16 protein-coding genes are annotated in these 19,948 nt (G+C 54.3%); 9 read left to right on the top strand and 7 right to left on the bottom strand.

Annotated features, from left to right (window positions below):
• Nucleotides 1–3: 3 nt before the first annotated feature.
• Nucleotides 4–513 carry a hypothetical protein gene (locus L2W58_RS05570; RefSeq protein ID WP_236102259.1) on the bottom strand — a complete coding sequence of 170 codons (510 nt, stop codon included), beginning with the start codon at nt 511–513 and terminating at the stop codon, nt 4–6.
• A gap of 208 nt (nt 514–721) precedes the next feature.
• Between L2W58_RS05570 and L2W58_RS05565 the strand changes: the two genes are divergently transcribed.
• Complete coding sequence (locus L2W58_RS05565; protein WP_236102257.1) at nt 722–2,359, top strand: ABC transporter substrate-binding protein; 1,638 nt, start codon at nt 722–724, stop codon at nt 2,357–2,359.
• Between the two features lie 109 nt (nt 2,360–2,468).
• On the top strand, nt 2,469–3,899 hold the full coding sequence (locus tag L2W58_RS05560) for a leucyl aminopeptidase family protein (RefSeq protein ID WP_236102254.1): 1,431 nt from the start codon (nt 2,469–2,471) through the stop codon (nt 3,897–3,899).
• Between the two features lie 101 nt (nt 3,900–4,000).
• Here L2W58_RS05560 and L2W58_RS05555 read toward each other — a convergent pair whose 3' ends face one another.
• The 3 genes from L2W58_RS05555 to L2W58_RS05545 form a co-directional block, all read right to left on the bottom strand.
• Nucleotides 4,001–4,795 (bottom strand): family 1 encapsulin nanocompartment shell protein, encoded by a 795-nt coding sequence (locus L2W58_RS05555; protein WP_236102253.1) that lies wholly within the window; start codon nt 4,793–4,795, stop codon nt 4,001–4,003.
• A gap of 19 nt (nt 4,796–4,814) precedes the next feature.
• The gene (locus tag L2W58_RS05550; RefSeq protein ID WP_236102251.1) at nt 4,815–5,168 is read right to left on the bottom strand and encodes an encapsulin-associated ferritin-like protein; all 354 of its coding nucleotides are present in this window, start codon (nt 5,166–5,168) and stop codon (nt 4,815–4,817) included.
• A gap of 77 nt (nt 5,169–5,245) precedes the next feature.
• Nucleotides 5,246–7,429 (bottom strand): sensor domain-containing diguanylate cyclase, encoded by a 2,184-nt coding sequence (locus L2W58_RS05545; protein ID WP_236102249.1) that lies wholly within the window; start codon nt 7,427–7,429, stop codon nt 5,246–5,248.
• Between the two features lie 216 nt (nt 7,430–7,645).
• Between L2W58_RS05545 and L2W58_RS05540 the strand changes: the two genes are divergently transcribed.
• Nucleotides 7,646–9,088 carry a chemotaxis protein CheW gene (locus tag L2W58_RS05540; RefSeq protein ID WP_236102247.1) on the top strand — a complete coding sequence of 481 codons (1,443 nt, stop codon included), beginning with the start codon at nt 7,646–7,648 and terminating at the stop codon, nt 9,086–9,088.
• A 49-nt stretch (nt 9,089–9,137) separates the two neighbouring features.
• Here L2W58_RS05540 and L2W58_RS05535 read toward each other — a convergent pair whose 3' ends face one another.
• The gene (locus L2W58_RS05535) at nt 9,138–10,103 is read right to left on the bottom strand and encodes a biotin--[acetyl-CoA-carboxylase] ligase (protein ID WP_236102245.1); all 966 of its coding nucleotides are present in this window, start codon (nt 10,101–10,103) and stop codon (nt 9,138–9,140) included.
• 120 nt (nt 10,104–10,223) lie between these two features.
• Here L2W58_RS05535 and L2W58_RS05530 point away from each other — a divergent pair, with 120 nt between their 5' ends.
• The 6 genes from L2W58_RS05530 (at nt 10,224) to L2W58_RS05505 (ending at nt 15,937) form a co-directional block, all read left to right on the top strand.
• Nucleotides 10,224–10,796 carry a CD3072 family TudS-related putative desulfidase gene (locus tag L2W58_RS05530; protein WP_236102243.1) on the top strand — a complete coding sequence of 191 codons (573 nt, stop codon included), beginning with the start codon at nt 10,224–10,226 and terminating at the stop codon, nt 10,794–10,796.
• Entirely contained in the window at nt 10,748–11,569 is an 822-nt protein-coding gene (locus tag L2W58_RS05525; protein ID WP_236102241.1) for a substrate-binding periplasmic protein, read from the top strand. Before L2W58_RS05530 ends, L2W58_RS05525 begins: the two co-directional genes overlap by 49 nt.
• Before the next feature lie 14 nt (nt 11,570–11,583).
• Nucleotides 11,584–12,234, top strand: coding sequence for an amino acid ABC transporter permease (locus tag L2W58_RS05520; RefSeq protein ID WP_236102239.1), 651 nt, complete (start codon nt 11,584–11,586; stop codon nt 12,232–12,234).
• A gap of 120 nt (nt 12,235–12,354) precedes the next feature.
• A complete protein-coding gene (locus L2W58_RS05515; RefSeq protein ID WP_236102237.1) occupies nt 12,355–13,380 on the top strand; it encodes an endonuclease/exonuclease/phosphatase family protein in 1,026 nt (341 codons plus the stop codon).
• 96 nt (nt 13,381–13,476) lie between these two features.
• A complete protein-coding gene (locus tag L2W58_RS05510; RefSeq protein WP_236102235.1) occupies nt 13,477–15,168 on the top strand; it encodes a methyl-accepting chemotaxis protein in 1,692 nt (563 codons plus the stop codon).
• Nucleotides 15,169–15,205: 37 nt separating this feature from the next.
• The gene (locus tag L2W58_RS05505; protein WP_236102234.1) at nt 15,206–15,937 is read left to right on the top strand and encodes a cyclase family protein; all 732 of its coding nucleotides are present in this window, start codon (nt 15,206–15,208) and stop codon (nt 15,935–15,937) included.
• Between the two features lie 57 nt (nt 15,938–15,994).
• Here the strand turns inward: L2W58_RS05505 and L2W58_RS05500 are convergent, their stop codons facing one another.
• Together L2W58_RS05500 and L2W58_RS05495 are read right to left on the bottom strand one after the other, a co-directional pair.
• On the bottom strand, nt 15,995–17,932 hold the full coding sequence (locus L2W58_RS05500; protein WP_236102232.1) for a S9 family peptidase: 1,938 nt from the start codon (nt 17,930–17,932) through the stop codon (nt 15,995–15,997).
• Nucleotides 17,933–18,045: 113 nt separating this feature from the next.
• On the bottom strand, nt 18,046–19,668 hold the full coding sequence (locus tag L2W58_RS05495; RefSeq protein WP_236102230.1) for an ABC transporter substrate-binding protein: 1,623 nt from the start codon (nt 19,666–19,668) through the stop codon (nt 18,046–18,048).
• Nucleotides 19,669–19,948: the final 280 nt, after the last annotated feature.

Raw genomic sequence — 19,948 nt, 5'->3', positions numbered from 1 at the left:
CGTCTACTGCACCTCTTCGCTTCGTTCCGTGTCGGTCTCCGTCACGGTCTCGTCGCTTTCGGTCTTGGCCGATAGAGACGGATGGAAGACTTTTTTCATCAGAGGTATGATTCCCGATTCCGCCTTGGCGACCTCCTGTTCGGCCTCCTTTATCACGCTCTCCCATGCGGTGGCGAATCCCGGGGTCCTGGCGTACATCAGGTGGACCGCTTTGTCGTAGACGTAGAGAGTCTTGAGCTCAGCTCTCTTCGGCTTTTGGGAGAGAGTGGCCAGGGTCATCTCCATGTTGGCCAGCTTCTTCTTCATCTCCTCGTTTTCCCTGATGTACTGGGCGTTGTTCTGAGCCGAGGTGGATATCTGGGCGTTTAGACCGTCCTTGAGTTTGTTGACTTCCTTGTTGAGTTTCCCGTTTTTCACTATCCCCTGCAGCCAGGCGATGGCGGCTACGGCCAGGCCCAACACCAGGCCCTGTATGAAGGGGTTGTTTACCAGTAGATCGGTTAAGCTTTGCATAGAAAATCCTCCTCGAACTGATTTCCACGGCCCAAGCCGTATACCGACTTATTATACTTTCCTTGTCGGGCTCTGTCATGAGATTGGGTGTATTTATTTTTAGCAATATATTGACAGAGGTGGTATTATGAAAATGAACGGTTGAGCCTCAGCCGTTTCGTAATATGTCTAAGTATAGAGGCTATCATATCAGGAGGTGTTTTGGCGAATGAAGAAAATATGTGCTTTGTTGGCTCTCGGTGTAGCTCTGGCTTTCTGTCTTTCCGGGGTTTCCCTGGCGGCGGAGGAGCCCGTCTACGGCGGGACTCTGGTATGGCGTCTGGTCAACGATCCTCCCAAGATGGATCCGGCTTTTTCAACCGATACTACGTCCAGCCGTGCCCTCAACATGATCTGTCAGGGGCTCGTAGGGTACCATCCCGACGGAGAGGGAGTCCTTCCGGAGATAGCGGAAAGCTGGGACGTCAACGACGACGCCACGGTGTGGACCTTCCACCTCCGCAAGGGAGTCAAGTTCCACAAGACCTGCGAGGGACAGCCCACCGCCAACGGCGGGAGGGAGGTCACAGCTCAGGACTTCAAGTATTCCCTCGAGCGCCTCGTGAAGGAGAACTCCCCCAGGGCTTATTTCGTCGAGCAGATAAAGGGCTATCAGGATTTCACCGATGGCAAGGCGGACGAGTGGGTCGGCATAGAGGCCGTGGACGACTATACCCTTCGTTTTACTCTCGACTATTCCTTCGCTCCCTTCCTGTCCATACTTGCCTATAACTCATTCACCGTCGTCCCCAAGGAGGACGCCGAGAAGTGGGGCAAGGACTTCAACTTCCACCTCGTAGGGTCCGGTCCCTTCATGCTGGAGAAGTGGGATCACGATAACGAGGTCGTCCTGGTCAGAAACCCCGATTATTGGAAGAAGGATGCCGAAGGCAACAGCCTTCCCTATCTGGACAAGATCGTCTACAGGGTCATTCCCGACAACAGCGTGGCCTATCTGGAGTTCAAGAAGGGCAACATCGATATCCTTCAGGACGTCCCAGACGAGTTCTACGAGGAGATCAAGGGCTCTTACTCCGAGAGCGGTCAGTTCCAGGAGAGGGCTCATATGGGAACTTACTACTACGGTTTCAACAACGCCGAGGAGCCCTTCAAGAGCAACAAAAAGCTTCGTCAGGCTCTCAACTACGCCGTCAACCGTGAGGGGATCAGCGAGCTGGTCATCAACGGACGTTACGGCCCCGCCAAGGGAATACTGCCTCCCGGAATGCCCGGTTACAACCCGAACATAAAGGGCTACGAGTACAACCCTGAGAAGGCCAAGCAGCTTCTCAAGGAAGCCGGATATCCCGACGGTATAGAGCTTACCCTCATGTATAACAACAACCCCAGACATAGATCCATCGCCGAGGCTATACAGGCTCAGGTGTCGGAGCTGGGGATAAAACTGAACCTGAAGGTTCAGGACTGGGGAACCCATCTGGACGCCTGTTCCAGAGGCGAGTTCGAGATGTTCAGGATGGCTTGGGTCGTCGACTATCCCGACCCGGACAATTTCCTCTTCGTACTGCTCGATTCCTCGAACATAGGCTCCAAGGGTAACTACTCCCGCTACAGCAATCCTCAGGTCGACGAGTGGCTCAGGGCCGCCCGTTCCGAGACGAACTGGGATAAGAGGGTCGAGCTTTACCAGAAGGCGGAGCAGCAGATAGTGGACGACGCCCCGTGGATCTTCCTCTTTCACTACACCACCAGCCTGGTACACGGCGCCGACATTGAGAACGTCTATCTTCCGGCTATGGGAGACTACACCACCGATCTCACCGAGGTATGGATGGAGAAGAAGTAACCCAATCTTCGATCGAAAAAACGGAGAGGTCCTCCTTTGGGGGGGACCTCTCTTTTGGATTTTGGGTGTTATACTCGTTAACGGATACATTTTTTCGGAGGTGATACCGATGGATATAGAGGTTTTCAGCGGTGAACTCCCCGCCGTTAGGGCGGTGGCGGTTTTGTTTTTTGACGATGGAGTCTCGGAGGACGTGTTGGATGGAGCTCCGACCAGGGCTATGGCCCATTTCGATGGCAAGGGTAAAAAGGGCGAGTTCTTTCGTTATCCCCTGGATGGAGAGGTAAGGGATCTCTTCCTCGTCGGCCTGGGGAAGAGGGATGAATGCGGTCTTGGGAACTACAGAAACGCGGTGTCCGATGTCGTGAGGAAGGTCGGGGCCATTGGAATCTCCGAGTTGGCCTTCGTCCTTCCGATAACTCCCGACGAGGCGATCAGCTCCGCCGTGGCGGAAGGAGCCGTTTTGGGGAACTATCGTTTCGACCGTTTCCGTTCCCCCAAGGAAGAGGAGCGTTCCGTATCGGTCGATACCCTGTACCTCAAGGACGGACAGAGAGCTGGACTCGACAGGGGAATCGTCCTAGGCGAGGCCCAGGCCGCCTCGAGAGATCTGGCAAATCGTCCCGGAAACGACGTTATCCCGGAGACGATGGCCGACGAGGCCGTGAGAATTGCGGAAAAATACGGTATGGAGTGCGATATCTGGGACGAAGATCGCCTCCAGGAGGAAAGGATGTCGGCCCTGTGGCACGTTGGGAAAGGTTCGGAGAACAAGCCTTGCTTTATCCACATGGTCTATCGTCCCGCGGGAAAGCCTCGTCGAAAGGTGGCCTTGGTGGGCAAGGGAATAACCTTCGACAGCGGTGGCCTCTGTATAAAAGGCCGGACCGGCATCAGGACGATGAAATGCGACAAGACCGGAGGTTGCAACGTCCTGGCGATAATGGAAGCGGTCGGCCGGCTTACGCCGGACGTCGAGGTCCACGGAATAGTGGGGGCGGCGGAGAACATGCCCGACGGGGCCTCCTACCGTCCGGACGATATAGTTAGGGCCAGAAACGGTAAGACTATAGAGATAGTCAACACCGACGCCGAGGGCAGGGTAACCTTGGCGGACAGTCTATCCTTCGCCTCCGAGCTGGAGGTGGATGCCATAATCGACATGGCGACCCTCACCGGCGCCGCCGTGACTGCCCTCGGGAACTACACCGCAGGTCTCGTCTGCGACTTCGACGATCTGAGCAGTGAGTTGTTGTCGGCTTCCCTGAAGTCGGGGGAGAGGTTCCATCGTTTCGCAATGGACGACGAGAAACTAAGGGAGCAGATAGATTCTCCCGTCGCGGATGTCCTTAACTCCGGCGGCCCCGGTGGCGGCATGATCACGGCCGGTATGTTCCTCAGGGAGTTCGTGAGCTCCGAGATACCCTGGGCTCACATGGACATAGCCGGGGTGGACTTCTACGAGAAGGCCTTCGACTGCTACGGTAAGGGGGCCACCGCCTTCGGGGTCAGAACCTGCCTGGAGTTTCTCTTGGGTTAGTACGGCCTTTATGGACGGACGGCCCGTCTACCGCGGGTAGCGAAAAAACGGGGAGGAAGCGATATCGCTTCCTCCCCGTCGGCTATGCCGTTTTTCCGTTATTACAGACTCAGAGGTACGATTGCCTCCGGTCCGGGAACGAAGAAGGTGAAGGATTCGGTGAGGAACAGCTCCACCATTCCGTTGGAGGATCCGGAGTAGCCTATGGAGAGATCCTGCCCCAGAACCAGGTCCATGTCTCCGCCTCTCTTGGAGATGACGAAGGAACGATCCACCATGGGGGACAACACGACTTCGTCCACCATGGATTCTATCCTTTTCCTGAGGGGATATCCCTTGGAGAGGGTGGCTATCCTCTTCCACAGTTCCTTTTGGGCGATGAGGACGTACGGTCCCTCTACCGAGCTGGCTTTCAGGGTCATTACGGCGTCGGCGATGGCCTGTATGGCTCCGTCGTCGTCGGAGGATACCTTTACAGCTCCGTTTTCGGAGGAGTTCTCCATCCCCAGTATGCAGCCGGAGTCCATTCCGGTGTAGATCGCCTTCTCCTCGAAGAGGGCGATCTTTCTGGCCGCTTCCTCAAGGGGCCCCATATCGGTGGTCTCGCTGCCTCTGCTGATATCGTCCAGATCCCAGCGGCTCATGGAGAAGGGAACCCTGACCTCTACCAGAGGCTGAATTCTCCTTACTCCATGGCTTGCTCCCTCCACGAAAGGGGAATCGGAGACGTCCAATCTCCCCATAGGCCAGCCGTGGTAATCCCAGCCGAAGGGACCCTTGACGTCAACGACCCTTCTGGCCGAGAGGCAGCCCTTGAGGACGTCCCTTGCCTGTTCGTCTATAGCGTCCCAGGCTTCCTGAGTGATAGGAGCCAAAGATCTTCTCAAAAGGTCCATGTCTGTTCCTCCTTATTCGTCAGCTAAGCTTGCCGAGGCCGAGGTCCGATCCTCCGGCCGATGTTCCACTGGAATCGGCGTCCCCGCCGTCCTCCAGAGAGAGTATCTCGGCTTCGGTGAAGAGGTAATCTCTCAGTTCAGCGTCCCATTTGTCCATGTTGCGGCGCAGCCACTCGATGGTCATACAGGCGTGTTCTATTTCCTCGTCTCTGTTATGGGCCATTATGGCCTTCAGTTGAGCGTCGGTGGACGTCGCCACCCTCTGGTTGTAGTAGTCAACAGCTTCCAGTTCCTCTCTCAGGCTGCTGATAGCACGAGAGATCTCTCTGGTTTTGTCGTCAAGCGCTTCATAGGGTTCGAAATACCCTGCCATAATTCCGCCTCCCTTGGTATGATTTTATCCTTTACTAACTATAACATCTCATCTTTCCCTGTCAAGAACGCCTATCACTAGCCTAGAGCGGTTCCTGCCGCGGCGGACGCCCCGGCTTTTCTGACGAAATCCAGCTGTTCCTCCGTGTCTATCCCCGTCGCTACAGTGTCCAGACTCAGCTTTTCACCCAGGCCGATCATGGTTTTCAGGGCGAAATAGGACAGCTCTTCCTCCGTTCGGTCTCTTTTCGTCATCTCCGGGTAGATCTTCAGCGATTTAAGCGGCAACTTCTTCAGCACGTCGATCGGGATGTAGTGTTTGCCGAAGTTTCTTATGGCCAGAGAAACCCCGATAGAGGATAGCTCGTCCAACAGGGAGATCAGTCTTTCTACGTCCTTGGTCAGAAGAGCGTCGTCGATAGACAGCTCCAAAGACGACGGGTCTCTGCCCTCGTCTTTAAGCATCCCGGAGAGGCAGAGCGAGAGGCCGCCGTTCCAGAGATGCCAGGAAGAAAGATCCATGGTCAGAGGTGTCATAGGCTTTTCCTTCATGGCTCTTCTGAGAACCGCCAGGTCGATCTGTGTGGCTATTCCCGTGTTTTCCGCTCTTTCCATGTAGGGTAGCCCTTCTAGTTCGTCACATCTGGGGACGACCTTTATAGCCCTGAGGTCTTTGTCCCTCTGTATGTGGAATTCCGGTAGGTAGTGGGGGTGGAAGGCGTCCTTTTCCATTGCCTCTCGGATGTTTTTGTCGAGCTTCATTCCCTCTTCGTCGACTCCGTCCTCTTTTTCGTCGTACACCGCGATGCCCAGACTTTTTCTCTTGGCCCTGTACATGGCGGAGTCGGCGGATCGAAAGAGAGAATCGGGGGTCTCGCCATCTTTAGGATAAAAAGCGATCCCTAAACTGGCCGACACAAGGAGGGAGGAGTCCTCCATGGCGAAGGGCTCTCTCAGCGAGTTCAGGATTCTCTTGCTCTGTGCCATGGTGTTCGAAAATATATCGTCTTGTCCTACCACTACGGCGGAGAATTCGTCCCCTCCTATTCGGGCGATGGAGTTCCTTCCGTCCATGACCGATAAAAACCGAAGACTGACCTCTTTCAGCAATCGGTCTCCCACGGAATGTCCGAACCTGTCGTTTATGGCCTTGAAGCCGTTGAGGTCTATCATTATCAGTCCCACCTGAAGTTTTTCCGGTAGGGATTTGTCGAGGGCGCCGGTGAGTTTTTCCTCCAGTGCTCTTCGGTTTTCGAGACCGGTCAGGACATCCTCGAGAGACTCTCTCTTTCTGGTCCTGAGAAGGTTATTGAAGGCCCGGCAAAGCGTCCCTATTTCGTCGTCTTGATAGTCGTCCAACAAAAGAGGGGTATCCCTGGCTGCCTGTTTCTCCAGGGACTCGAGCCTCTTGAAGAATTTTCGGTCCAGCCATAACAACGTTCCGGACCCCACGATAAGACTGGATACGACTAAGGCCAATATACACCAAAGAAGGAGGCTTTCACCGGCGTGCACCAGATGAGACGGGCGGTCGACGACCATCTTTACGGGGGTAAGGCCTTTTATCTCTGGTAGGTCGACCGTCAGGTACACCCGATCCTGGAAGATGTTTTCCGGGAACGACCTCCCTGGTATGCCGTCCTCCGGGATCAGCCTTACCTCCGTCGTCTCTCTCGAAGGGGTGAACCAGCTTTTATCCGGGATCGATGCCATGACCATCCATCCCGCCGACGGCCCGGAACAGTCGTTGTGGAGAATAGGAGACGCCGTGACGGCGGTTATCCCGAGTATGGGCAGTGCTCCGTACCCGGATAGGCTACAGTTTTCATATTGAATCTGACCCGTGAGAATTTCTCGAATAGAATGTATTATAGGGTTGGGGATGGTTACGACGGTCGGCCGCTCTTCGCCTCTAAGAGCGGTCCAGATCGGCATACCGTCCTCGCCGAAGACCGCTATCAAGGCTAGTCCGTTGTCCCATAGAGATTCGGGGGGGATGTTTTCATCTATATAAGAGAGGTCTTCGTCTCGAGCGAAGTCGTAGGTTGCGTCCCACCAGGACCAATCCTCGTTCAGACGAAGCTGGGCTTCCAGCATCTTTTCGGCGGCGGAGGTCATATGTGTCGAGAGGTCCTCCAGCTGCTGTACCTCCAGTTTCCGGAAGCGAGCCATCTGGATGGTCCCCACCAGCAATGTTGCCATGAACAGCAGGGCTGTCGTGGCTATGACTATCACCGATAGAGATTGGGATCGCAATTTCATGAATAACAGCTCTTTTCCGAGAGATCGTGTAGGCAGCCTCCGACACTTTAAACAAAAACGGTGCCTTAGGCAAGTTTATGTTGTCTTTCTTCTCCGGTTTTCCGATAGATTGAGCGGAAAGACCCGGTGTCGCTGTCGTAGAATGACCCATTCGGGGTGTTATATGTAGTCTTTTTGAGAGTGGATTTGAATCTGTGGAGGGAGGTAAGTGAGATGATGGCTAAAAACAGCTGTATCGAGTTCGTCCTCGACGGGCGTTATTTTGCTCTGCCGTTGGAGAACGTCAAGGAGATAATTTCCCGCCCTGAGATTACCCCTTTGCCCATGGCGTCGAAACACGTCAGAGGGATAATCAATCTTCGAGGTGACGTTATTCCGGTGGTCGATCTGGCGATACGATTGGGAAGCAGCGAAGATAAGGTCGATCGCTCCGAGGTCCTTATTCTGGTCCTGGACGGTCTTACCGCAGGGGTCATGGTGGATTCGGCGTCGCAGGTCGCAGAGCTGGATCTCGGCGACCTCTCCGAACCGGAGGGGAATGAAGGTGCCGGATTGGACAGGAGTGCCGTCAAGGGAGTGGTCAGACACGAAGACCGTCTTGTGGTTCTTCTCGACGCGGCGGACATACTGTCGGTGGACAGGGAGATGTTGAAGCGCATAGCCGCTGAAAACAACGACGATCACATGGACTCTCAGAGTAAATACGAAACGATGAGAATAGTGACCTTCGATCTAGACGGGGATAACTATGGTTTTCGCCTGGAGGAGGTCAGGGAGATCCTTCGGTACCAGCCTCCGGTGTCGGTTCCCGATGCGCCTCCTTTCGTCGAGGGAGTACTCCAGGTAAGGGGCAATATCCTTCCTGTGGTCAACCTGAGGGAAAGGCTTCACCGAGGCGGGGAGCTGGACCAGGAGAAGGGTAAGATCCTCGTGGCGGATTACGGGGACTTCCGGCTAGGATTCGTCGCGGACGCGATAAAAGAGGTGTTGGAGGTCCCCATGTCGGAGGTCAGCGAGCCCCCTTCCGTGGTCAGAGGCGATTCGAACAGGCAGACGGTGAGCGCCATCGTCCATCACGACGATGATATCGTGACCATATTGGATAAGGACGGTCTGGTGGATCGTGAGAGGCTGAGGGAGATGGCCTCGGAGGACGACAGGGCCGTTGCGGATAAGGAGGACGGCGGAGGCTCGGAGACCCTGGTGGTCTTCAAGGTCAGCGGCCAGCCTTTCGGTCTTCCGATAACCAGGATCAAGGAGATCAATCGGGTTGGCAACCTGTCCGAGGTCCCCGGTATGCCGGATTTCGTGGAGGGAGTGTTGGACCTTCGAGGGGACGTCATACCTGTCGTGAGCCTCTGCAAGAGACTGGGCCTTAACCCCAGCGAGGGCTCCGAGGAGGACGGCAGGATCTTGGTGGTCGAGCTGGACGACTCCTTTCTCGGTTTCATGGTCGACGATGTCACCGGAGTGATGGAGGTCCCCCTGTCCCACATGAGCGAGCCCCCTCTTTCCATGAAGGAGCTGGGAAGGGCCAGGGACTTCGTGTCCCAGGTGGCCAGAACGGACGTAGAGGGCGAGAGGATGGTCTTGGTCCTGTCTCCCGAGAGCGTTTTGTCCTCCCAGGAGGTCGTATCGGCCAGAAACTCTATTTCCTGATGCGATCGGGAGAGGAGGTTTTTTTCCTCCTCTCCCGATTTTATCCGTTTTAAACGGATCCTAGATGCACCTCTCCGGACAGAAGCTTTTCGCTGCGTCCATCCGGAAAATGGACCTCCAGTCTTCCATCTTCGTCGATGTCTCCTGCCGTAGCTGTCACGGTGATTCCGTCTTTCTCGAAGGATATCTCCTTGCCTTCGAGCCAGGAAAGCCTGCGGCATATCTCAAGATAGGCATCCCCGTTTCCTTCCAGGTATCCTCGGTAGAGAGGCTCGAAACGGTTCAGAACCTCAGCGGAGATTTTTCTTCGGTCGAGAGACCTGCCCCCTTCCAACAGAAGCGATGTCGCCACCTCGTCCACCGGCTTCGGAAAGGCTTTTACGTTGACGTTTATGCCTATTCCCATCACTATGAAGTCTATTCTGTCCAGCTCGCAGGTCATCTCGGTCAGTATGCCACATACCTTTTTACCGGATATAAGGACGTCGTTGGGCCACTTTACCTTGGGAGCGAATCCCATAGCCTCCAGGGTCACTGCGACGGCGGCCGCCCCTATCTGGGTTATCGGCGGCGCCGTTGCCGGAGGGGTTCCCGGTCTGAGCACGATGGACATCTGAACGGCCTCGCCGGGAGAGGAGCTCCAGCTTCTGCCGCTCCTTCCTCTTCCTCCGGTCTGATGCTCCGTCGTAACGACCGTGCCGTTCGGACAGCCCGATCTCCCCTCCTCCTTGGCGGTCAAGTTCGTCGACTCCACCTCGCGGTGGTTTATCACGTTTCTGCCTATGAAGTCGGTGTATAGAAGAGGAACGATCTCCTCCGAGGTCAGGATATCGGGAGACGAGACAATTCTGTATCCCTTTCTAGGCACGGACTCGATCCGGTAGCCGTCCTCTTTAAGTTGATTGACGTGCTTCCATATCGCCGTCCTGCTTACCCCCAAACTGTCGCAGATGGACTGCCCCGAGACGAAGTCGCCTTGTCTTTTCTTGAGCATCGTCAGTATCTTTCCCTTCATGACCACCATTCCTTTCGGTTCCCATTGTACTAGTGGATATCTTTTCGGAAAAGCCGTCTTCCCGTGCAGATAAAGGCGTCTTTTTTGTTATAATCAAGATGCCTGATTGGAGGGGTGCCTGTGAACAGATCTCGGCGCTATGTACTTATATCTCATTGCCTTTTGAACGTAAACGCTAAAGTCGATGGCTACGGGCTATATCCCGGAGCTCTGGAGCCTCTGGTCCTTCCGTTGATAAAGTCGGGGATAGGGATCTTTCAGCTTCCATGTCCCGAGGCCACCTTCGCCGGAGCTAGGCGATGGGGAATGACCGTCGAACAGTACGATATACCGGCCTATCGTCGTCACAGTAGATGGCTGTTGGAACAGGTGGTAGATCAGGTCGAGGACGATCTAGCCAACGGAGTGTCGGTTCTAGGCGTTGTGGGGGTGGACGGAAGTCCGAGCTGCGGGGTCGACTGCACCTGTTACGGTTACACCGGAGGCATGATCGGAGGAGGGGATGCCGTTGCCCGAAGCGTAGAGTCAGGCAGAATGGGTTCGGGACAAGGGGTTTTCATGAAGGTATTGTCGGATATGTTCAAAGAAAGAGATATCGCTTTACCTTTTGCGGCGGTGGACGAGGAAAATCCGGAGGAGCTCTTTTGGAACTCTATAGAGCTAAAGTTGGGTTTGAATTCAAGGGAGGGTTAATTTTGGTAAAAAAATCTATTTGTGCTTTGATGGCTATAACGTTTATTGCTTTCGGATCTGTCGCTTTTGGTGCCGATGATTCATGGAAAAAAGTCGAGGATAGAGGTTGCTTGTTGGTCGGTTTTTGTGCGGCCTATCCTCCGTTTGAGTCAAGAAACGAAAAGTCCGGAGAGTTCGAGGGGTTCGACGTCGACTTAGGAAAAGCTCTTGCCGAAGAGATGGGAGTTTCCGTTAAATTTGTCGATGGTGAATGGCAAGGGCTGATAGGTGGTTTATTTAAAGGTGACTATGATGTTCTCATGACCTGTATGTCCAAATCTGAAGGAAGAGGTAAAAACGTTTCTTTTTCGGATGTGTATTACGAGTTAAGAGATGTTATAGTCGTCAGGGCGGACGACGACAGATTCTCCTCCGAAGAAGATCTTAAGGGTATGGTCGTTGGAGCTCAACAGGGATCTGGTGCTATGCAGGTCTTGGATAAATTGGATGGTCTAAAGGAAAAGATGTATTACAACTATAATCCCGAGGCTTTTTTGGACCTTAAAAATAGCCGCATAGATGCCGTTATAGTCGGCTTGGCTTATGCCGTGGAACGTATTAACGAAGATCCGTCTTATCGAGTGGTCGCTCCTGTAGGTGACGCTGCGGAGATAGTGGCAGTCATGCCTAAAGGGTCCGACGATCTTACCGCTCAAATGAATAAAGCTCTAGCTTCTTTGCGTTCCAATGGAAAGTGGCAGGCTTTGGTAGATAGATGGTTGTCCGTAGATTGATCTGAGAATATGTTGTGGGCGGTTTTCAATTAGGCCTTATATGGTCAAATGGCCCAGCTCTTCTTAACGCTCTTTGCGTTACTGTTTATGTCTCTCTTGTCTCTTATGCACTGGCTTTTATGGTCGGCGTAGTTGTAGGAGTTCTCCGTTGGCGTCCAGGACCGTTTGAATGGCTGTTATCTCTCTACGTAGAGTTTTTCAGGGGGACTCCACTTCTTATACAGTTGTTTTTTATATATTACGGTCTTCCGAGTCTCGGTATATCTTTGCCTCGCTTGGGAGCCGCTTTCGTAGGGTTAGGGTTAAATGGAGGAGCTTATATCTCTGAGATAGTAAGGGGAGGGCTTATGTCTGTATCGTCAGGTCAGGAAGAAGCCTGTAAGGTTTTAGGCTTAGGGACCCTACAGGCTCTTAGATTCGTGATATTGCCTCAGGCCTTCAGGGTCTCTATCCCCTCCCTTGTGAATTCGTTTTCTTCGTTGCTCAAGGATTCCTCTCTCGTGTCGGTTTTAGCCATAACGGAGATAGCGAGGATGGGACAATTGATATATACGAGAACGTTTCGTCCCTTTGAGGTATACCTTTCTGTAGCTATCATCTACTTTGTCTTGACCAGATTGGTTTCATGGATGGCTAAATCGATCGAAAAACGTCTGGCTGTGTAGGGATCCTCTGGGTTATCGCAAAAAGCAAATAGGGCGGGGATTTATCCCCGCCCTATTTGCTTTTTGGTATGCTTATCTTCACGAACCTCGGTAATGTCTGTAGTAGAAGGGAGTTTTTTTATGAGAAGGTTTACGAAAAAGGTGATTTTGGGGGCGCTTTTGGCGGTCATATGGGCGGCTCAGGCCTCCGCTTTGGTCATAGGGACCTTCAACATCGAGTATTTCAACGTGTCGGGAAAAAAGGCATATTCGCCGGAGGACTGTAGCTATCTGGCTCGGCTAATAGAGGAGAGCGATGTAGACCTGTTGGCCCTGCAGGAGATAGAGGGCGACGCTACCATGAGGTTTTTCGTCACCAAATTCCTGCCCGGATGGGCTTATTCGGGCAACGACACCGGAGGCAGACAGGACCTCTATTTTCTATGGCGTAAGGACAGGATTCGGATCTTGGACGGCCCCGTTGTTTACGGCGCCAACGGGTCCTTCCGGTTCGAGGGAAAAAGCTATCGTCTCCACGACAGGCCTCCAATGGTGGGGCTCTTTCTCGATATCGAGGGAGACAGGCGGTTCCACATGGTCAACGTCCATCTCAAGAGCCAGAGTACCAGGGGCAAGGAAGATCAGGACAGGGCGAAGCGTTACAACGATTTCAAGAGAGGGGCTCAGATCGACGGTATAAACGGGATAGTCGGCTCTCTCAAGGGGGCGGTCTTCATCCTAGGTGATTACAACGTGGACGATCCAAAGGGAACGAACTTTCCACTTCTCTCTCTGCCGAAGGGGAGCTACAGCTACGACGATAGAAAGAGCCGTCTGGATTACATCGGCTACCGCGGAATAGAGATGTCCGACTCGTGGAGGATAATCGAGGTGGAGACGTCGATCCCCGCCAGGTCTACTAAGAGAAGCCAGAGTCCCGATCACGATATGGTGCTTTTGGACCTGAACTGGGATGGAAGCCCATCCTCGACGAAAGACGTCGAAGACTTAGAGAAAAAGGAACAGATCGTGTACGTGACGGCGACGGGTAAAAAGTATCACTCCAAGGGATGCTCGTATCTGAAGGGTAAGGGCGAGCCGATGTCTTTGGATAAGGCTAAATCCCTGGGATATTCTCCATGTTCCCGTTGTAATCCCCCTAAATAGTTTTTGGTTTTTTTGATGGATTCGATATATACTGACATATATAGCTTGTATGGGATTGTTTTTTTTCCTAGATGAGAGTGAAAAGGAGGGCTTTATTTGTCTCGTAGCATCGTTTCCAAATTGGGGGTCCTGACGGCATTCAGTTTAATATTGTCGATAGGGGCCCTGGCCTTCGTTGCCATCAGAGGTGTGGAGAATATGTCCCTTTCCGTCGGTTCCGTGGCTGAACGTATGTTGAACGAGGACATAGAGAATAAGAACGCCATGAACGCCAAGGGAGCCGAGGACTACGGTAAGGCCATGTCGAGCTATCTGGCCTGGATATCCGCCGCCCCTCTGTGGAATTTCAACGAGGAGTCACTGTCGGATTACGCCGCCGGGATGTTGGAGGTCCCCAACGTCGCCTATGCAGTGATCTACGACGACGGCGGTGCGGTTGCGGCGGGAGAGAAGCCCGAGGGTGACGGCTTTTCCCCCTTCAAGGCAGACATCGTCCACGAGGAAGAGGTCATCGGCTCCGTGGAGGTCGGTCTCGATCTGTCCTATCTGGGAGATCTCAGAAAGGGCAGCGAGGAGACCAGAGATCACCTGATAGCCGAGTTCAACCGGCAGGCCTCCGAGACCGAGAGGGCCATAAGGAACAGAACCGTAACCATATCGATAGTGCTGTTGTCCGCCGTGTTGGCATTGAACGTTTTCGTCCTTTTAAGGGTCGCCTCGCCTCTTCGTAAGATGACCGAGGTAGTCAGGGATCTCGGCGAGGGAGAGGGAGACCTCACGGTCCGTATGGACATAAAGACCTCCGACGAGGTCGGCAGGCTCTGCGGATCGTTGAACCAGTTTATGGACAAGCTTTCGGCTCTCGTGGTCGACATGATGTCCATAGCTCGAAGGCTCGGGGAGGATTCCCACGTCTTGGCGGAGAGATCGCAGAGCTCTCTCGGCACGATAGATACGGTGAAATCCTCGATGGAGGAGATTATGGGGCTCTCTCAGACCAACGCCGCCGCCGTGGAGGAGTCCAACGCCGGGGTAGAGGAGATGGCCGCCACAGCCGAATCCGTGGCGAAGGCCTCGGAACGGGGAGTGGAAGCTTCGTCCAAGACCTATAAGTTTACCGAAGGTGTATCGAATCAGATGGAGCAGGTGGTGCAGGACATAAACGGCGTAAGCGTTAAATCCCAGGAGAACAGAAAAAAAATGTCCTCTCTGGAGAACGCTGTGGAGTCCATAACCGGCTTTGTGGGGGCCATAACCGGTATAGCCGATCAGACCAACCTGTTGGCCCTCAACGCCGCTATCGAGGCCGCTAGGGCGGGAGACGCCGGAAAGGGTTTCGCCGTTGTCGCCGAGGAGGTCCGCAAGCTTGCCGAGGAGTCCAACTCCGCGGCGCAGGAGATATCCTCACTGATAGAGACCCTGTCGGTCTACGCCAAGGAATCCATCCAGGGAACGGTCGAGGAGGAGGAGATCCTGGGTGAGGTGGTGGATAGGGCCGATAGGCTCAGGAACGATCTAGCCTCCAGCATGAAGGAGATCGAGGCGGTGGATGGCGTCATGAACGAGGTCTCAGAGCTGAGCAAGGCTCAGTCCATGTCCAGTACGGAGATGGCCAACGCCGTGGACAGCATAGCGAAGGGGACCTCCGAGATAGTCGAGCGTCTGGGCGACATCGGAGGGGTTACCGAGGAGGCCAAGGACGCTTTCGAATCGGTGGTCTCTCAGACAGAGGTCCTTTTGGAGGGTATGGAGCAGCTGAGAAGGCATCTGGATCAGTTCAAGGTGTGATCCCTAAGGTCCGGATGACCGATAGGAGGTGTCTGTAATGGATTTGATGGAGCTTTACCGCGAGCTGAAGGGCAGGACTTTCGTCGACCTCACCCACTCCTTTTGTCCCGGAATTCCCCACTACCCCGCCCTTCACGATATGGAGAGGCGAGACCTCTACACGGTGGAAAACGACGGTTTCTGGGTGGAGAAGATGACTTTGGTGGGCCAATGGGGAACCCATGTCGATTCTCCGAGACACTTTGTCCCGGGAGGAAGGACGGTGGATCAGATCGACGTGAAGGAGATGTTTCTGCCTCTGGTCGTCCTGGACCTCTCTCGGGATGTCTCGGAAAATCCGGACAGATGTCTCTCCAGGGAGGATATACTCGCCTGGGAGGACTCCTACGGCAGGGTCCCGGAGGGCTGCTTTTTCGCCCTCAGGACCGACTGGTCCAAGCGCTGGCTCGACTGCGATGCCATGGACAACAAGGACGAGAAGGGCATTGCCCATTATCCCGGGTACAGTCTGGATTCCCTCAAGTTCCTCTACGAGGAGAGGGGAGTGACTGCATCGGGACACGAGACCGCCGATACCGACTGCGGCGTCGATTCCTCCAACGGTAACATGGTCTGCGAGCATTACGTGCTGGCTCAGGATCGCTATCAGATAGAGTTGATGGCGAACCTGGATAAGGTGCCACCTACAGGGGCTTTGATAATAGCGGCTTTCCCGAAGCTCAAGGACGGCTCGGGTTTCCCCGCCCGTTGTTTTGCCATACTTCCCTGATCCATCTCTGTGATAAATCGGAGGGAGAGCGATATCGCTCTTCCTCCGATCGTTTCTCTAGCCCTTGAGATATCTATCGAACCAACGGGAGATCTCCTCCAGACGGGCCAGTCTCTCTCGTGGTTTCCCCCCTCGACTTAGCTCGTGGTTCTCTCCCTTGAAGACGCATATTTTGCTGTCCACCCCGTGGCGCTTAAGGGCGGTGAACATCTGAAGCCCCTGGGACAGCTCGCACCGATAGTCCTCGTCGGAGTGGATGAATAAAGTAGGCGTCGTCGCGCGGTCCGCGTATTTCAAAGGGGAGTGCCACCAGAGTTTCTCGACGTCGTCCCATATGTCGGCGTCCTGCTGGTCCGGGACGAAATAATATCCTATGTCGGAGATCCCGGCCTTGGAGATCCAGTTGGAGATGCTCCTCTGGGATACCGCGGCCTTGAATCGATCGGTATGGCCTATTATCCAGTTGGTCATATAGCCTCCGTAGGACCCTCCGGTAACCCCCATGCGGTTTTCGTCCACGAATGGCAGCTTTTCCACCTCGTCCGTGAAGGCCATTATGTCGTCGTAGTCCACCGTGCCGTATTTGCCCCTGATGTCGTCGAAGTCGTTGCCCTTTCCGTCGCTTCCCCTGGGGTTGCAGAAGGCCACCACGTAGCCTCTGGCGGCCCAGAGCTGCATCTCGTGAAAATACACCTCGCCGAAGGTCGTCTTGGGGCCCCCGTGGATGTGGATTATGGCGGGATACCTCTCGCCTTCCCTGTAATCCGTGGGTTTCATCACCCAACCGTCGATGGGCCAGTTCGGGTCGGAGCTGCTTGTAAGAGGTTCGGGAACGGACAGCTTCCTGTCGGACGTAGTCCATCCGTTGAAGTCCGAGACCCTTCGCTCCTCTCCGTTCTCCACTATGTAGAGGTCCTGGAGGGAGAGCCCTTTGAGGCCGATCACGGCGGCCTTTCCACCACTTACGTGGTAATCGTCCACGGAGGAGAGTTTTACGGTCTCCTGAACGATCTTTCCCGACAGGTCCAGAGAGTGCAGATGCGACTCGATTCCGTCGGTGGAGACGAACCAGATCTTGCCGCCGTCCACGAAGAAGGCCAGGTTGAGATCGGAGGTTCCGTAACGGCAGTCGCAGCCTATGGAGTTTCTGAGTCCTCTGTCGAGTCCGGGTGTGATCTCACTTGGGACGCCGTCTTTGAGCACGTGGAAGGTGACGTTCTCGTTTATGCCGTGCCTGTCGAGTTTCGACCCCGTGAGCACCACGGCTCCATCCAGATAGTCGGCGCACTTGCAGGCGAAGGTCCCGTCGGGGATAAGCTCGACGATCACCCCCGTTTCAAGGTCCAGCTCCCTGAGGCCGCTTTTTATGGGCCTTACGTCGATGAAATCCGGCCCGGTTATCAGTACCTTGGTCTTGTCCGGTGAGAGCCTGTAGCGATCCACGTCCAGCGTGTCGGGGGTCAGCTTTCTGGCTTTGCCACCCCTTTCGTAGAGGTACAGAGCCGTTCTCTTTTGGGCGGTGTACCCCCTGCCGTTGGAGCAGAAAGGCACCTGCTCGAAGACCATGTAGTCCGCTTCCGCCAGCTTTTCCGATTCCCTGGGAGCCTCTCCCGACAGGAGATAGCGGTTCCCTCCAAGGTGGACGATGGACGAGATCGTGAACTGCAGGGATCCGATAGGCTGGGCTTCCCCTCCCCCTGGAGCTATGGCGTACAGGTCGGTGGTTCCCTTTTCTGGGTCTTTCCTGTCGCTGGCGAAGACGATCTCCTCGCCGTCGTTGTTCCAGCAGAAACACTTTTCCCGTCCGGATCCCGTCAGAGGGCGATTTTCTCCGGAGTTCAGGATATGTAGCCACAGCTTCGAATCGTAGCGGTTTTTCTCCAGGTCAGCCTTGTGGACCGAGTAGCAGATCGATCTTCCGTCGGGAGAGATGGACGGACCGGATAGAAAGCGAAACTCCAGCAGGTCCTCAGGCGACATGTTTCCCTTTTTCATAGTTCATCATTCCTTTCTTTTGGTCTATTTTAATAAACTTAGAGATCGGGAGGCCGCAGGATGCGGCCTCCCGATCGTCTTGTAGTTCTGGATCGATTCTCCTACCCGAGCCCCTATCTGTCCCGCCAGACCTCGGTCAGTTCGGTCATGTAATCTCCCAAAAATGCCAGCTCTACCCCCTGGACGTCGGGGCGGGTGACAAGGCTGGTGGTCTGGTAGAAGAGGAACATCCAGACCGCGTCGTCCACTATTTGCTGCTCCGCCTTTCCGTAGAGCTCCCAACGTTTGTCGGGGTCGGTCTCTCTTCTGGCCTCTTTCAGCCAGCGGTCGACGTCGTCGTTTTTATATCGGCAGTAGTTGCCCTTGGGGCCGAAGTTGTCGGAACAGAACAGGGTGTAGAGAAAGTTGTCCGGATCGGCGTAGTCTCCGGCCCAACCGGCCCGGAAGAACTTGAAATCTCCTCGCCTAACCGCGTCGTAATGAGCCCCTACCTCGGAGGAGGACAGCTTGATCTTTATTCCCAGTTCTCCGAGTTGGGCCTGCATGGCCTCCGCTATGGAGCGGTGTCTGGGGTTGTTGTTGAAGTACAGCGTAAGCTCCAAACCTTTCGCATAACCTGCCTCCGAGAGGAGTTGTTTAGCCTTTTCCGGGTCGTACTCGTAGCCCTTCAGATTGTCGTTGTATCCCGGCATTCCAGGAGGTAGCACTCCTTTGGCCGGTTGGTATCTGCCGTTGAGGACCAGCTCGTTTATGCCCTCTCTGTTCACCCCGTAGTTGAGAGCCTGACGGAGTTTGAGGTTGTCCATGAACGGCTCGCCAGACTGGCTCATGCCGTAGTAATAGGTGTTGAGCCCCGGGCGCTCCTGGAAGGAGGGGCCGAAGCCGTCCTTGAGTTCCTGATAGTACTCGTCCGGTATGTCCGGAAGGACGTCTATATTGCCCTTTTTGAACTCCAGATAGGCTACGCCGTTGTCCGGTATGACCATGAGATCGACTCCGTCCAGGTATGGCAGCTTCACTCCCCTATCGTCCTTGTCCCAGTAATTCGGGTTTTTACGGAAAGAGGCGACGCTGTCGTGTTTCCATTCCTGGAGGACGAAGGGGCCGGTCCCTACGGGATGAAACGTGAAATTCTTGCCCCATTTTTCGGCGTCCTCTCGAGGAATCACCCCGAAGGACGGATAGGTCAGTACCGCCAGAAACGGCGCGAAAGGCTCGTCCAACGTAAACCGAACGGTGTAGTCGTCCAGGACCTCCACTCCGGCCCACTCGGAGACCTTGCCATCGCTGAGCTCCTGGTAGCCCTTTATCTTGTCTGCGAAGAAGACCCTGGCAGATTTCATCTTTACCAAACGCTCGAAGGAATATTTTACGTCCTCGGCGGTCATCTCTCTGCCTCCGTTGAGAGTAGGTTCTCCCAGTACGTTATCGTGAAAGAGCACTCCCTTTCTGAGGTGGAAGGTCCATACCCTGGAGTCGTCGTCGACCTCCCAGTTTTCGGCGAGGCAGGGGAGTATCTCCTTACCGGAAGGACTCGTCTTGACCAGTGTCTCTAGATAGAGATTGGTTCCCCTCGTGGCTGTGGTTATGTTGGATGTTACCGGGTCTAGCGACGGTGGGTCGTTTATTATCCTCCATCTGAGGATTCCCCCGTTTTTAGGATTCGCCGATACCGCGGTAGACAGGATAGTTACGATAAGGGTGCCCAGCAATGCCAGCGCAAAGGTTCTTTTCATTTTTTCTTCCCTCCATTTTCTCTCTGCCGAGATGATCGATCCCCATACGCCCTCTGTGATGTCAAGCTTTTTAGAATCCACAAAGGAATCCATTTTGAGGATACATTATGAGTATACTGTTCTTTTGGTATCGGAGCAATAGTAGCGGTGTTAAAAAGTAGGTGATTCTATCGACAAATAGGAGTATAATAAACTCATTGGTCCTTATGTTACATCGTCTTCATCTCTCGAGATTCCTCAAAAAAGACTACCTTTTCTATCTTCCTGCTTGTTGAGTCCT

Origin of the sequence: Dethiosulfovibrio faecalis (genome assembly GCF_021568795.1) — a bacterium.
In the GTDB taxonomy this organism is placed as follows: domain Bacteria; phylum Synergistota; class Synergistia; order Synergistales; family Dethiosulfovibrionaceae; genus Dethiosulfovibrio; species Dethiosulfovibrio faecalis.
This window is presented reverse-complemented; position numbering and strand designations above follow the sequence as displayed.

What these genes read in the sequence shown, in the direction of transcription:
- L2W58_RS05570 (WP_236102259.1), bottom strand. Translation starts at nt 513, where the DNA reads ATGCAAAGCTTAACCGATCTACTGGTAAACAACCCCTTCATACAGGGC.
- L2W58_RS05565 (WP_236102257.1), top strand. Translation starts at nt 722, where the DNA reads ATGAAGAAAATATGTGCTTTGTTGGCTCTCGGTGTAGCTCTGGCTTTC.
- L2W58_RS05560 (WP_236102254.1), top strand. Translation starts at nt 2,469, where the DNA reads ATGGATATAGAGGTTTTCAGCGGTGAACTCCCCGCCGTTAGGGCGGTG.
- L2W58_RS05555 (WP_236102253.1), bottom strand. Translation starts at nt 4,795, where the DNA reads ATGGACCTTTTGAGAAGATCTTTGGCTCCTATCACTCAGGAAGCCTGG.
- L2W58_RS05550 (WP_236102251.1), bottom strand. Translation starts at nt 5,168, where the DNA reads ATGGCAGGGTATTTCGAACCCTATGAAGCGCTTGACGACAAAACCAGA.
- L2W58_RS05545 (WP_236102249.1), bottom strand. Translation starts at nt 7,429, where the DNA reads ATGAAATTGCGATCCCAATCTCTATCGGTGATAGTCATAGCCACGACA.
- L2W58_RS05540 (WP_236102247.1), top strand. Translation starts at nt 7,646, where the DNA reads ATGGCTAAAAACAGCTGTATCGAGTTCGTCCTCGACGGGCGTTATTTT.
- L2W58_RS05535 (WP_236102245.1), bottom strand. Translation starts at nt 10,103, where the DNA reads ATGAAGGGAAAGATACTGACGATGCTCAAGAAAAGACAAGGCGACTTC.
- L2W58_RS05515 (WP_236102237.1), top strand. Translation starts at nt 12,355, where the DNA reads ATGAGAAGGTTTACGAAAAAGGTGATTTTGGGGGCGCTTTTGGCGGTC.
- L2W58_RS05505 (WP_236102234.1), top strand. Translation starts at nt 15,206, where the DNA reads ATGGATTTGATGGAGCTTTACCGCGAGCTGAAGGGCAGGACTTTCGTC.
- L2W58_RS05500 (WP_236102232.1), bottom strand. Translation starts at nt 17,932, where the DNA reads ATGAAAAAGGGAAACATGTCGCCTGAGGACCTGCTGGAGTTTCGCTTT.
- L2W58_RS05495 (WP_236102230.1), bottom strand. Translation starts at nt 19,668, where the DNA reads ATGAAAAGAACCTTTGCGCTGGCATTGCTGGGCACCCTTATCGTAACT.